9 protein-coding genes are annotated in these 13,720 nt (G+C 68.0%); all 9 read right to left on the bottom strand.

The window, feature by feature from the left end:
- Positions 1-6: 6 nt before the first annotated feature.
- Entirely contained in the window at positions 7-255 is a 249-nt protein-coding gene (locus AC2EWF_RS02425; RefSeq protein WP_483637761.1) for a hypothetical protein, read from the bottom strand.
- Complete coding sequence (locus AC2EWF_RS02420; RefSeq protein ID WP_483637760.1) at positions 252-1,985, bottom strand: alpha-L-fucosidase; 1,734 nt, start codon at positions 1,983-1,985, stop codon at positions 252-254. Before AC2EWF_RS02420 ends, AC2EWF_RS02425 begins: the two co-directional genes overlap by 4 nt.
- 103 nt (positions 1,986-2,088) lie before the next feature.
- A complete protein-coding gene (locus AC2EWF_RS02415; protein ID WP_483637759.1) occupies positions 2,089-3,537 on the bottom strand; it encodes a hypothetical protein in 1,449 nt (482 codons plus the stop codon).
- A 2-nt stretch (positions 3,538-3,539) separates the two neighbouring features.
- Complete coding sequence (locus tag AC2EWF_RS02410; protein WP_483637758.1) at positions 3,540-5,603, bottom strand: alpha-galactosidase; 2,064 nt, start codon at positions 5,601-5,603, stop codon at positions 3,540-3,542.
- Between the two features lie 298 nt (positions 5,604-5,901).
- Positions 5,902-7,191 (bottom strand): DUF3472 domain-containing protein, encoded by a 1,290-nt coding sequence (locus tag AC2EWF_RS02405; protein ID WP_483637757.1) that lies wholly within the window; start codon positions 7,189-7,191, stop codon positions 5,902-5,904.
- 238 nt (positions 7,192-7,429) lie between these two features.
- Entirely contained in the window at positions 7,430-10,456 is a 3,027-nt protein-coding gene (locus tag AC2EWF_RS02400) for a TonB-dependent receptor (RefSeq protein ID WP_483637756.1), read from the bottom strand.
- 123 nt (positions 10,457-10,579) lie between these two features.
- The gene (locus AC2EWF_RS02395; protein ID WP_483637755.1) at positions 10,580-11,512 is read right to left on the bottom strand and encodes a 1-phosphofructokinase family hexose kinase; all 933 of its coding nucleotides are present in this window, start codon (positions 11,510-11,512) and stop codon (positions 10,580-10,582) included.
- A complete protein-coding gene (locus AC2EWF_RS02390) occupies positions 11,509-12,435 on the bottom strand; it encodes a carbohydrate kinase family protein (protein ID WP_483637754.1) in 927 nt (308 codons plus the stop codon). The genes AC2EWF_RS02395 and AC2EWF_RS02390 overlap by 4 nt, the downstream gene beginning before the upstream one ends.
- Positions 12,432-13,673: an SIS domain-containing protein gene (locus AC2EWF_RS02385; RefSeq protein ID WP_483637753.1), complete on the bottom strand. Its 1,242-nt coding sequence runs from the start codon at positions 13,671-13,673 to the stop codon at positions 12,432-12,434. The genes AC2EWF_RS02390 and AC2EWF_RS02385 overlap by 4 nt, the downstream gene beginning before the upstream one ends.
- Positions 13,674-13,720 lie beyond the last annotated feature (47 nt).

Below are 13,720 nucleotides of genomic sequence, written 5' to 3'. Positions count from 1 at the left end.
GTGACTTCACAAGGCGTTCCTCCCGGCCGCGTCGCGGCGGAGCTGCGAACCGGGCGTGGGCGTGCGCCGTTGCGAGGCGGGATCCACCCCGGTGACGCCGAAACCCCCGGTGTAGCCACGGCTCCGTTCGACGTTGCCCGGCAGGCTGCGCGGGAAGCCGCCCGGTACCGGTGCGCCATCCGCGATTTCGCGCCGCAGCGCGCCGAGGCCATCGACGGCCCTGGTGAATTGCCGGCGCGTCAGCAAGGAGTTCATCGGGAAGACCCCGCAATGGGGGTGAGCTGCACTGACTCGATGCCGGCCGGCAGGTGATCGCCCTTGTGGAATGGCGCCACCGGCGTCAGCTCCACCTGCATCGCCCAGGGTTCGGCGCCCGCGTCGCGACTCACGCGCAGTTGTGCCGCACCACCGGCCGCCGGAAGGCTCAGCGTGTGCGGATGCCCATCCACCCATACGTCCAGCTGCGAACCCAGCCTGGCGCCGTGGCAACGCAGGCTCAGCCGGTAATCTCCCGGCCCGGCCTGCACCTGCCAGCGCAGCTTGTAGACGGTAGGGGGATCGTCGTAGCCGTAGCCGTTGTAGTTGAGGAAATGCTCGGCCTGCGCTGCCGCGAGGTGCACGCGGCCGTCTGCGCTAGGCGCCACGGCATCGGGCCGCACGTGCAAGGCGCCATCGAGCGGGATCGCCACCACCGGCATGTAGCCAGCATCGGCCAGCCCTTCCACTTTCACGCGGACGCCCGACGCATCGGCCACGACGCGGCCGACCCGCGCCCGCGCGTCGCCCAGCACGCGGCCCTGCCCGAAGCGGCTGTCGACCACGCCGGGCAGATACAGCACGCCGTCCGCCGGCGGCTTCGCCACGAACAGGTATAAGGCCCGCGTACCCAGGGTGGCGTAGCCGAAATCCAGCTTCTGGAACGGCGCGGCACGCGTGCCGTAGACCGCCTCGCCACGCGGCCTCAGCCATGCGCCGATGCCGCGCAGCACGTCGGCCTCGTAGGGCACCACCGAGCCGTCGCCTTCCGGGCCGATGTTGAGGATGTAGTTGCCGCCGGCGCTCACCACGCGCACCAGCCGCGCGATGTTCTCGCGCACCTTGCCAGGCAGGTCGCCGCGCTTCTCCCAGGAGCGATAACCCCAGGTATCCGCGAACATCGATGCCGGCGACTGCCAGGGCTGCTCCATGCCCTCGTCCGGTTCGCGGTTGTCGCCCATCACGGTGAAATCGCCCTGGTGGTTCCACACCCGGCCGGACACCATCGCCTGCGGCTGCAGCTGGTGCACGGTGTGGGCGAAGCGCGCGCTCTGCGCCGGCGTGGGCTTGCCCATGTCGAACCAGACCTCGCTGATAGTGCCGTAGTGGCTCATCAGCTCGCGGATCTGTGCCACGTTGAAATCGGCTTGCGCCGGCGTGATCGGATTGTCGTTGTCGGGCCGGTACTGGCCGTGCATCCAGTGCCAGTCGATGGTGGAGTAATACACGCCGAAGGGCATGTGCGCCGTCGCGCAGGCGTCGGCCAGTGCCTTCACCACGTCGCGCTTGTACGGGGTGGCGTCGACGACGTCGTAACGGTTCTGCGCGGTGTGGAACATCGCGAAGCCGTCGTGGTGCTTGGCGGTGAGCACGATGAACTTCATGCCCGCGGCCTTGGCCAGGGCCACGATGGCATCAGGGTCGAACTTTTCCGGGTCGAAGTGCTTCGCCAGCGCCTCGTACTGGTCGATCGGCACCGGCGCGAAGGACTGGATCTGCTCGCTGTAGCCCTGCGTGATGCGCTTGCCGTCCCACACACCACCCAGCATCGAATACAGGCCGAAGTGGATGAACAGCCCGAACTTGCGCGCCTGCCAGGCCTGTACGGTGGCGGCGCTGGGGCGTGGGCCGCCCTGCGGCACCGGCAACTGCTGATCCGTGACCGCGCCGGTGGCGAACGAACCCGTGGACAGCAGGCACGCCAGCGCCAGGGTCAAGGCTGCTCTCATGAAGGTGTTCATCCGTCACTCCTCTTCTATGCCCACGTTCTACTGCGAGCAAGAGCCCTTCCCTCCCTCTCTGCCCGGGCTTTCGCCCCGGCCCGGGGAATCATCACGCCCAGCGTACCCAGACTGCACTGGCTTTCGGCACCGCGACGCGATATGTGCCACCGGCATCGGCGGCGGCATACCCGTCCGCCGCGAAGCTGACGTCACGGCGACTGTCCAACGCGGACGCACGCAAACGCATCAGCTCGCCTTTCGCGCCGTGCGGCAAACCGCTCACGACGACCGCGGCATCGCGCGCCTCCTCTTTGTTGATGAGCGCGACCAGCACTGCGTGGCCCTGCTTCGCCGCGTAGGCGGTGAGATTGACGCCGCTGGCATCGAGTCGCCCAGGCAGCATCCGCGCGCCGGCGAAGCGCTGCGCCAGCGCGATGCCATGGAACAGCGGGCGCGGCTGGAAGCCCAGCACTCGGCTGCCGGCGATAGCGGAATAGCGGGAGGCCAGCGCGTTGCGTTGCGCCACGATGTCGCCTCCCGTGGAGGTTTTCACCGTGCGTCCCAGCGAGCTCTCCACCGAGTGCAGCGTGCCGCCGTGGAAGTGCATGCCGCCCACGCCCCGCTGTGCCAGCGCCAGCATGAAGTCCGCGCCCCACAGCGCGGAGGCGAACACGTTGCTGGTGCCGTCGCGGCCGCCGTTGTAATAGGAATTGCCCTCGGTGATGCGAAACGGCAGCCCGTGCTGGTCCGCCACCCGCATGATCTCCTCGACCTCGCCGAGAAAGCCGGGGTCGCCGGCGAGCATGTCCGCGATCGAGCCGTTCTCCGCCGCCTCGCGGTAATAGTGCCGGCTGAGGAACACGTTCTCCTTCGCATGGCGCCGTGCGTACTCGATCACCCAGTCGGTGTTCGCGCCGGTATCCGGCCCGGCCAGCGGCATGCCGGCGGCATGCAGCGCCTCGGCATACGGTACCCAGGCCGCGTCGAACGTGGCGTAATCGTGGAAGTAGTTGTTCGCCTCGTTGCCGATCTGGATCGCCAGCAACTGCTCGCCCACCAGGCGTTGCACGGCCTGCGCCAGGTCCAGCGCCATCGCGGGCGAGCCGATGCGCAGGTTCACGCCGAACACCAGTTTCCAGCCGGTGGCGCGCAGGAAGCCGGCCAGCGCCTGCAGGCCCTCGGGCTGCAGCACGTAGGGTTGCGCGGGCCCGCGCTTCCGCGGGACGAGGGCCGGCGGCTGGCCGCGGTAGCCACCCCACACGGTGTCGTCGCTGGTGTTGCCGCCGATGCGCAGCACGCCGTGCGGATTCATCTCGCGAAACAGGTGCACCAGGCCGTGGTTGTCCGAGGCGAAGAACGTGGGATCGGACAGCTCCAGCGTTTCGTAGCTGAGGCTGGCGAGGCCGAGATCGGCGCGCCTCCCGGGGCGGCCCATGTCCAGTGTGAAGCTGGCCTGCGCTGCAGACGCATTCGCGCTCCATGCGCGTGCGCCGCAGGCGGTGGCCAGCGGCAGGAGTGCGGCGGCCTGCAGCAGGCGGCGGCGGGCCAGGTCGGTCATGCTCAGCCTCCGTTGGTCGGGGTCAGTTCCAGCGTCAGCACCTCGAACGGCGCCAGCTTGATCGTGCCCGCGTGCTCCGCATCCAGCGTCTTCGGCACATCGGCGCCGCCGTTCTTCCATACGTCGTGCACGCTGAAGCGGCGCGCTACGCCCGGCGGCAGCTGCAGCTGGCGCTGCAGGTCGATCACCGCGAGCTGCGGCTTGTCGTCCGGATTGCGGAAGGTGACGATGGCTTTCTTCGGCGACCACGCGGCCCAGCCGTAGACATCCAGCCGGCCGGGATCGCCGCCGATCCAGTGCGAGTCGCGCAGCACGTCGGCGTTCGCGCGCGACCACTTCGCCGTGTCGGCCAGCGTGTCCCAGTCCTGCGGCGTGAGCAGCGAAGGCGTGATGTACATCTCCTGAAGCTCGGTGCCGGTGGCGAAATAGGAGTGCACCTCGTTGGCGAAGTCATGGCCCGGATCGGTGTTGAGGCGCGGGTTCTTCTGCGCGTAGATGATGCCGTGGAGCATCAGCGAATCGATCGGAAACAGCGGCCCCTTCAGCACGATGTTCTGGTAGGTCTGCTGGTCGCGGTAGGTGATCCACCGCTCGCGCATCGTGCCTACCCCGGCATACCAGTCGTCCTCGCCGTCGCGCCAGATGGTGTCGGCGTAGCGCAGCCAGAACGGCGAGGCCCAGGTGCCGGTGGTGAGGTTGATGAAGGTGTCGGGCTTGTCCTTGCGGATGTCGCTGATCAGCTGGATCGCCGCGGCGAAATCGCTGTCGAAACGGCTGCCCGGGAACACGCTGCTGACGTTGCCGGTGCCGTCGAACTTGAACTGGTTGACGCCGTCCTTGTCGAGCAGATCCATCACCACCTGGTGGAAGCGCTGGTAGTACTTCGGCCCGGACAGCGCAAAGCCGCCGTCGTTGGTCTCGTAGCCGGCTGCCTTGCCGTTCTTCACGCGCTGCTGCCAAGGCTTGCCGTAGCCGCCCCACGGCGACAGCCAGATGCCCGGCGCGGCGCCGTACTTCGCGGCCGCCTCCCGCAGCGGCACGAAGCCGTGCGGAAAGTCCTTGCTGAAGTTCCAGCTGCCGCTGCGGTCGTCCCAGCCATCGTCGAACAGGAACGAATCCAGTTTCACGCCGCGCTTGACGGCGAGCTCCCGGCCGAAGGTGTTGATACGGTCCAGCGCCTCCGCCTCGGTGTACGGGGTGAAGTAGCCGATGTCGTACCAGGAGTTGTAATGCAGGAAGGTGCGGTAAGGATGCGCGCGTTCGCGCTCGACGTAGCTATTGAAGTCGCGGCGCAGCTGGCCGTCGCGCACCACGCCGATCACCGCCGAGTAGGCCACCGTCTTACCCTGCTCCAGCGGTAGCGTGCGGGCCATGGCGAGTTTCACCGTGTCGTGGTACGCGGTGCTCTCGGACAGCGGGTTCTCGAAGCCGAGATAGACGTCGCTGGCCACCACCGGCGAGCCGTTCACCGTGCCTTCCACTTCGGCACCGGCCACCTTCGTCTCCAGCAGCAAGACCTTGGCGATCTTCTCGGCCTGCCCGAGCGCGGTGATGCCCACCTCCTCGCGCAGGTAAGGCGAGCCGTCGCGCTGCACCAGCTTCCAGTCCACCCGGAAGCGGCCATTCGCGTCGCCGAAGCTGGCCTCGACCGCCTTGCCGGGAATCCGCCCGGCCAGTCGCGAGGACCTGGCATCCACCGGCAGCGCCGCCACGCGCGGCAGCGACAGCAGGTTCATGTCGGCGGCCCTGAGCGTGCTGCCGTCGGCCATGACCAGCGCGAACGGCGCGGGTACCTGCAGGGTGCGGCCGTGCACGCGGTCGGTCACCGTCAGATCGACGAGGTGCTTGCCGTCCAGCGTCCAGCGCGCCTCGACCGCGGCGTTGCCGAAGCGCTCCGCCCCCTGCCGGTCCGCGAACGCCGCGGCACCCGGCGCCAGCACCAGCTTGCCGGTGACGACGCTGTCCTCGGCGTGCGCCGGGCCGAGGCCCGCCAGCACGATCAGCAGCCAGGAGGCCAGCGCGCCCGCACGTGGCGAACGAAGGGAGTGCGGATGCGATGCTGCCATGGTGACCTCTTGTATTGACTGGTGGCACCGACCGGCCCTGCGTGTGGAGCCCTTGTCGATGCCTGTGTTGGAAGCGCCGTACGGCACAGCGGGACAGCGCGAGCTGGAGTGGCGCAGGCCAATCCGCAGGCAAGTGAGCACGCTCATCCCATCGTGAGTGAGAAAGGCGCCGACGGGCCCCTGCTCTGCAGCGCTGCCCCGGGATGCTGGAAAGCCATCGTGAACATGAAATCGCTTGTCCTATCACTGAGCCGAAAACAGCCGGCGCCCCTCCCTGCGCCGGCTGCATGCGTCGGGTCTACTGTTCCGGCAGTTTGCCTAGATCCACATCGGGCCGAATGCCATTCGGCTGGCGATAGAACCACTGGTGCGACGCGACCGAAGGCGTGAAGAAGCCGTCGTTGCGCAGATAGAACTGATTGCCGACGGCCCCGCCGGCGAAATCCGCGCGCTGGTTGTTGTAGCCCGTGGGGTCGACGTCGTACCAGGCCGAAGTCATCTCGGTCCATGCGCCGGTCGAGCTGACCGCCCACTCGTTGCCGAAACTCGCGCGGCGGCCAAGGTAGCCGGTGTCGGGATTGAACCCCTCGAGGAAGGAATACACGCCCTGCTGATACGTCGACGTACCGGGGTATTTCCACGTGGCAAGGAAATGCCATTTGACGCCCGCCTGTGCCTGGTTGCCGCCCTGGCCGTTGTCACCGCAGGCATTGTCGCCCTGGGGCGTGCCGAACCAGGCCGAGAACAAGGTGTTGCCCTGGCCGTCGGGCTGGGCGCGGGTGATGAAGCGGTAGGTGCTGCCCGCCCGCCAGTTGCAGATCATGTGACTTTGGCCGCCGGTCCCTTCGCCACCGAAACTGTCGACGATGGTCTGGTTGCCCTTGGCGACGAGCGTGGTGCTGCCGCCCGGCGGATCCCACACCGAGAACAGGATCCAGCGTTTGTTCGGAGCGTTCACCTGCATGCCGAAGTAGCCGACGTTGAACCCGTTCGCCATGTAGTACGTACCGACCGGATCCTGCCCGACCGGCACGGTGACTTCGCTGTAGAAATACTCGGTCGCGGCCGGAACACTGAAGCCCAGATGCACCGACGGACCGCGCCGCGACCAGTAGAAATTGCTCGGATCATTGGCGAAGAGCAAACCGCCAGCGGTCGCCGTGCCATCCAGTTGCAGCCCGGAGATGTCACCGAAGTAGCCGCCGTTGTTCGAGACGCCCTGCAGGTCGATCTTCACGTAACCCGGCTGGTTGATCCTGAACGTACCCACCGGGAACACGGTGTTCGCCACGCCCGCTGGCGCCAGCGCGATGGTCTGCGACTGGTCGCCAATGGATACCTTGACCGTGCTCTGGGTAGAGCCGGACAGGCTGCCGACCAGCGACACCTGCAGGTCACCCGGCTGCATCACGTCGACATACGTGCTGATCGTGGTGTACGGCGAATCCCAGTTGTGCAGTCCGGTGTCGTCGATCGTCTCGTCCGGCTTGTTCCTAGACTGTGTGATGTACGCGTTGCCGCCCAGCGGAACCGTCGCAGGCAACGCTTCGGCCGCAGGCGCCACGAACAGGCTGGAACCAAGCAACAAACCGCAAGCAAGCCATAGCCCGCCAATTCGATATCCGAGTTTCCGCACAAAGCCTCCGTAATCCCGAGTGAGAAAGAGAGCATGCGAGATCCGCGCCCGCGTCGCTCGTCCGTGGCTTGCTGCCGCGGACGAAACCGCAAGACCAGCCGGTGCGCGTGGCGAATCGGTTCGAAGCCGCCGCCCGGCAAGGCCGGGCGGTGGTTTGTTGCAAGGCGGCGCGGAACGCCACCGCCCACGATCAGTAGTCGTAGGTGACGCCGAGCCGCACGTAGCGCGGCGGCTGCAGCACCAGCGGAGTGCCGTAGAGCGGGTTCGGCGTGCCGCCGCTGTTGCCGTTGTAGTGGGGGTTCAGGTTCAGCGGCGCCTGCCCGTTGAACACGTTGAACACGTCCACGCTGAAGGCGAGCCTGTGGTCGGCGAAGGCCGGGCGGTAATGGACGCCCACGTCAAGCTGCCTCATCCACGGCAGCCGTCCCGTCGCCCCCGGCGGCGATGGCTGGCCGTTGCACCAGTGGTAGTTGGAACCGTAGCCGTCCGGGTCGCTCTGGCCCGGCCCGTAGTAGCCGAGGCAGTACTTCGGGCCGCCCGAAGTCAGGTTGAGGTTGGCCGACAGCATCCACTCGGGCGTGACCGCGTAGTAGCCGTACGCCTTGATCACGTTGGTATGGTCGTTGCCCTGCGGGCCGTTGGCGTAGACCATCAGCTCCGGGAAATCCCAGTCCTCGTTCTGCGTGCCGCCAGTAGCCTGGATGTTGGACTGGCCCTGGCCTTCGCTGTTGCCGTAGCTGCGCGAGAAGGTGTAGCTGATCTTGCCGTACCACTTGCCGTCGAACGGGTGCTCCAGGAAGCCTTCCAGTCCGTAGTAGCGGCGCACCGCATGCGGGAAATGCATCTCGGCATTGGACAAGGTCACGCTGTGGAACGCGCCGCTGGGATCCTGCACCGCGAAGGTGTTGGCCTGGCCCGGATTGATGTAGTAGCAGGTGGCGTCGTTGACGTCGGTGATGCCTTCCGCAGCCGCCTTGTCCACCACCGCCTGCGCATCGCAGTAATCGTCGATCACGTGCCGCAGGATGCGCCGGGTGACCTTGGCGCCGTAGACCCAGTGCGGGCCGGCGGTCTTGCTGAAGCCGAGCATGAACTCGTCCTGGTCCATCGCCTTGAGGCTGGTCACCGTCATGGTGCGCGGGTCGGGCGTCTGGCCATAGGCGCCGTTCGGCGACACCGGCGGCGACATCTGGGTCAGGCCGGTCGGCGTGCCGTCGGCCGCGATGCCGCTGTACGTGTAGTACTGGTTGGTGGCCACGTAGCCGTTGGCGGGGTCGCCCGGGGCGATCGGCGAGCCCAGGTAGTAGCGGCCCGCGTTGCCGAACACCTTGAACGTGCTGTCGCCGAACACGTCCCAGCTGAAGCCCAGCCGCGGCGCCCACTGCGGCTTGGTCTGGCGCATGTAGGCGCTGGCGCTGGCATTGGTGTTGACGAAGCTGTCGTCGCGCAGGCCAATGGAAAGCAGCAGGCGGTCGTTGACCTGCCACTGGTCCTCGATGTACTGGGCCTTCTCGCTGGAGAACAGATTGCCGCCCTGGCTGAAGATGTACTTGGAGGCGTAGTAGCCGGTCGCCCCGTTCGGATAACTGGCTGGCGCGCCTACGCCGAGCCCTGGGAACAACGCATCGCCCGGCGTGCTCGTGTGGCCGTATTGCCACAGGTAGCCCGGCCCGGAGGTCAGGTCGGCCTGGTCGCGCGCCGCGGTGCGCAGGTTGTCGATGCCCGCGGTGATCGTGTGGTCGCCCAGGGCATAGGACAGCGCAACCCGCAGGTTGGTGGTGACGAAGTTCTGGCCCGGGTTGCTGATCCTGCTGACGGTCTGGTTGTTGGTGATCGGCGTGCCGCCGTTCAGCGCCGGATTCTGGTTCGTGTAGCCGCTGAGATAGGTCAGGCTCGGGTCGTAGGCCGGGTTCTCGCTGTAGCTGCGCGTCTTCATGCTGCCGTACATGGCAGTCAGGGTCAGCTTGTCCGTGAGGTAGCCGGTGTACTTCGCCAGCCACAGGTCGCCGCCGTGCTTGGTGTTGTTGGCGTAGGACTTGAAGCCCGCGTCGGCGAGGTTGTTGTAGTCGTAGTTGTAGACGGTGCCGCTGGACAGGCTCTTCTCGGATGCGCCGGTCAGCTCCAGCAGGTTGTTGCTGGTGATGTTCCAGTTGACCTTGGCGTACCACTTGGGCAGCGTGTTCCGGTAGTGCGAATCGGTGCCGCTATCGACGCTGTTGACCGTGTTGCCCTGCGTGTGGGTCATTTCCGCCGAGGCGAAGAAGAACAGCTTGTCCTTGATGATCGGGCCTCCGACGTAAAGGTCGTAGACCGAGGACCAGCTGCTGTTCCGGTTGCGCGGGTCGTACAACCGGCCCGCCACCGGCGACGGGGGCAGGCCGTTCGCGTAATAGGTGCTGTCCTGGTTCGCACGCAGGGCCGACGGCTCGTAGAGGAACTGCCCGCCGAAATGCCACTCGTTGGTGCCGCTCTTGCCGATCATGTTCAGCACGCCGCCGTCGCTGCGTCCGTACTGCGCGCTGTAGCCGCCGGTGTAGACCTCTTCCTGCTCGATCGAGCCGTACGGCAAGGTGATGCCGCCTGCGGAGAGGTTCGGATCGGTGGTGTTGAAGCCGTTGAGGTAGTACGCGTTCTCGGTGGACGACGAACCGCCGAAGCTGACCAGCGACTCGCCGGTGGTGCTCCTCGCGCCGCCGGCGCCGATGTTCGCCGCCGGCGCCAGCAACGCAACCGCTTCCGCGGTATGGCCCAGCGGCAGCTTGGCCAGCTGGTCGGCGGTAAGCACCGTGCGCGAGTCCACCGAGCTGACGTCGATCGGCGGGATCGCGCTGGCGGTCACGCTCACGCCGGAAAGCTGCTGCGCATTCGCCGCGCTGGCCGGGGCGGCTTCCGCGTTGAACGAGACGTCCGCGCCCACGCCCACCTTGAGCACCACGTTGTCGCGCCGCTGCACTTCCCTGCCATCGCGCATCAGGCTCACCGAATAGGTGCCGATCGGCAGCTGGGTAGCGTTGTAGCGGCCCTGGCTGTCGACGCCGACGGTGCGGGTCAGGCCCGCGCCGTTGCTGACGGTGACGCTTTCGCCCGACTGCGCCGGCACGCGGCCGAAGATGCTGCTGGTGGTGGACTGGCCATGCGCGGCCGTGGACGCCAGCAACAGACCCAGAGCCGTGGCCAGGCCGGTCTGTCGCAGCGGGATGTTTCTGCTGGATTTCATGAATGCCCCTCGGAATGTAATGAACTGCTTCTGGATATCCGCAAGCCAAGCACCCCCGCAGCCCACGGATTGTTCGTACGCCGATGGCTCATCCTCATCGGCAGTGGCGGACTCCGCCGCCGCTCAGTGCTTCCATTCCCGCACCCGCACCCGGCCGAGCAAGGCCTCGACCTGGTCCGGACGCACGTAACCGGTTTCCACATCCATCGCGTTCGCTGCGCCGCAGGCCACCGCCAGTCGCAAGGCCTCGCGCAACGGCTCGCCGCGCTTGATGGCCACGGCCATGCCGGCGAGGAAGCAGTCGCCCGAGCCGACGGTGTTGCGCACCTGCTCCAGCTCGACCGCGGCGTGCCAGGTGCCGCTTTCGTCCATCGCCACCGCACCCAGCGCGCCCAGGCTCAGCACCGGCGTCGCCACGCCCTGGGCATGCAGCTCGCGCAACGCGGCGATGGCGGCATCGAGATCGCCGACAGCACGACCGAACAGTGCCTCGGCCTCGTCGCGGTTCGGCTTCAGCAGGAACGGCTGTGCTGCCACCGCCCTGCGCAGCACCTCGCCGCTGGCGTCGACCAGGCAGCGCTTGCCGGCGGCGCTCACCTGCTGCGCCAGTCCGGCATAGGTGTCGGCGGCCATTCCGCGCGGCAGGCTGCCGGACAGGATGGCCAGCCCGCTATCCGCCAGCGCGAGACGGAATGCGCGATGCAGCGCCGCGCCATCGCGTTCGCCCAGCTGCGGCCCCTGCCCCAGTATTTCGGTGATCTGGCCGGCCGCGTCCTGCAGCGCGATGCAGTGGCGCAGTGGCGCATCGATCTCCACGCCGTGGAACAGCACGCCGCGTTCGCTCATGCGCCGCGCGATGAGGTTGCGGTGTGCGGCGTCGACCAGGCCGATCAGCTGCACCGGCTCGCCCAGCGCGGCGATGGTCTGCGCCACATGCAGGCCCTTGCCGCCCGGCAGCACCTGCTCATGTACCGTGCGGTTGACCTCGCCGAGCTGCAGCGTGTCCACCCGTATCAGGTGATCGATCGCGGTGTTGAAGCCGGCTACGGTGATCATGGGGTGTGCCCCAGCAGCGCCTGCGCCTCGGCCGCGTCGGCCTGCCGTGCGGTGCCGCCCACGCCGCGCGTGGAGAGCGCGCCGCAGGCGTTGCCCCAGCGCATCGCCTCGGCGAGCGGCAGGCCGCGCAGCCACGCGTGCAGGAAGCCGGCGTCGAAAGAATCGCCGGCGCCGGTGCTGTCCACCGCGTCCACCGCGAACGCGGGCGCTTCGAGCAATTGGCCGGCGCCGTCCAGCGTGGCGCAGCCGTGTCGGCCGCGCTTCACCACGATGCGGGTATGGCCGTTGTCCAGCGCACGCAGGCCGTCACGCACGTCCTCGCAGCCGCTGATGCCGGCGAGCTCCACGTCGTTCGGCAGGAACAGGTCGACCCCGGCGAGCAGGTCGCGCCACTCGTCGCCCCAGCTTTCCGCAGGATCGAAGCCCGGGTCGAGCGAGGTACCGAGGCCCAGCGCAGTGGCGCGCGCGAACAGCGCCTTGAGCTCCGGGCGGAGCGCGTCCTGCAGGTAATACGAGGACACGTGCAGGTGGTCGGCCCCGGCCAGCACCCCGTCGTCGATGTCCGCGGCACGCAGCGCGCCGCTGGCGCCGGCGAAGGTGACCAGGGCGCGATCGGCACTGGTGGAAAACGAGGCGGTGATGCCCGTGCGCAGCGCGGGATCGCGCTGCACCGCGGCCACGTCGATGCCCGCACCCTGCAGCGCCGATACGCAGAAGCCGCCCCAGCCGTCCACGCCCACCTTGCCGGCGAAGACCACCGGATTGCCCAGCCGCGCCAAGCCCATCGCACAGATCATCGAGGAGCTGCCGGGCACGACCAGCGCATCCCCGGCGAGTACCTCGCGACCCGGCGCGGGAAACGCCTGGCAATCCCGGAACACCAGGTCGACGTTGAGTTCGCCGGCGACGAGGATGCGCTTCACGCCTTGCGCTCCCCATGCTGTGCGGGCTGCCCGGATGGGCCGCCCGCGGTGTGCAGCGCGAAGGACTCGACCACCCGGGTCAGCACGCCTTGCGCGGGCGCATCCGGCCTGCCGCCCTGCGCGAGGCAGCGGAAGAACGCCAGCACCTGGCCCACCGCCACGTCGGCCAGCAACGGCAACGCGTCGTCGCCGGCCGACAGGCCGGCGAGGTCCACCGCCAGGTCCTGCGTGCCGATCACGTCGGCGGCGATGCCCTCGCCCACCAGTACGCGCGCCAGGCCCAGCCGCTTGCGGCCGAGCTCGCGCAGCAGATCGTATTCGTAGGCGCGCACCGCCGGATCGGGCGAGAGATAGGCCACCACCAAAGTGTTTTCGTCGAGGCTGGACATCGGGCCATGGCGCAGGCCGAGGAAGGTCTCGGCCATCGTGTGCACGCGCCCGCCGGTCATCTCCAGCATCTTCAGCGCCGCCTCGCGCGCGGCGCCCAGGGCGCCGCCGCTTCCGAGGTAGACCGCCTGGTCGAAGTCGCGACAGGCGATCGTGGCCAGTGCATCGGACTGCTGCTCGAACACGCGCTGCACGCAACCGGCGAGGCGTTGCACGCCGTCCTGCCAGCCATCGGCATCGGCACGGCCGCCGAGACCGCTGCCGGCCAGCACCAGGCTGGTGAAGCTCGACGTCATCACCAGGCTGCGGTCGTTGGTGCGCCCGTCCAGCACCAGGGAGGCATAGCGCGGTTCGTCGCGGTATTGCGAGGCCAGCTTGCCGCTCGCGTTGCAGGTGATCGCGAGGTGGCGCCAGTCCGGTGCATGCGCCAGCAGCTGATCCACCACGCCGGCGCTTTCCGGGCTGTCGCCCGAGCGCGCGATCGAGATCAGCAAACCGCCGCCCGGTGGCAGCGCGCTGCGCCAGTGCGTGAGCAGGGTGCCCGCGGCGATCGCTTGCACCGGCACGCCCAGCGCCTGCTGCAGGTCGGGCGCGATGCATTCGCCCGCATAGATCGAGCTGCCCGAGCCGGTCAGTACGATCTGCGCCGGGCGTGGCGTCAGCACAGTCTGCAGGCGGGCCTGCACCGACGGCTCGCGCAGCAGGGCCGCGGTGGCCTGCCAGGTCGCCGGCTGCTGCAGGATCTCGCGCAAGGTGTCGGCGTAGCCGAGTTCACGCTGCTCGGCCGGCGCGGCCGCAGCCAGCGCGGGGAAACTGTCGAATTCTTTCGTTTTATTTCCAAGTATTGACATTTTTCTTGTTTCGTTCGAATGTGAAGCCATCCGCCCACCACTGCAGC

The organism is Rhodanobacter sp. sgz306013 (assembly GCF_057031145.1).
Note: the sequence above shows the minus strand (reverse complement) of the source record. Positions and strands in the feature narration are given on the sequence as shown.

Bases quoted from the DNA above. Each gene is read 5' to 3' on its own strand.
- AC2EWF_RS02385 (WP_483637753.1), bottom strand. From the start codon at position 13,673: ATGTCAATACTTGGAAATAAAACGAAAGAATTCGACAGTTTCCCCGCG.
- AC2EWF_RS02410 (WP_483637758.1), bottom strand. From the start codon at position 5,603: ATGGCAGCATCGCATCCGCACTCCCTTCGTTCGCCACGTGCGGGCGCG.
- AC2EWF_RS02400 (WP_483637756.1), bottom strand. From the start codon at position 10,456: ATGAAATCCAGCAGAAACATCCCGCTGCGACAGACCGGCCTGGCCACG.
- AC2EWF_RS02425 (WP_483637761.1), bottom strand. From the start codon at position 255: ATGAACTCCTTGCTGACGCGCCGGCAATTCACCAGGGCCGTCGATGGC.
- AC2EWF_RS02415 (WP_483637759.1), bottom strand. From the start codon at position 3,537: ATGACCGACCTGGCCCGCCGCCGCCTGCTGCAGGCCGCCGCACTCCTG.
- AC2EWF_RS02420 (WP_483637760.1), bottom strand. From the start codon at position 1,985: ATGAGAGCAGCCTTGACCCTGGCGCTGGCGTGCCTGCTGTCCACGGGT.
- AC2EWF_RS02395 (WP_483637755.1), bottom strand. From the start codon at position 11,512: ATGATCACCGTAGCCGGCTTCAACACCGCGATCGATCACCTGATACGG.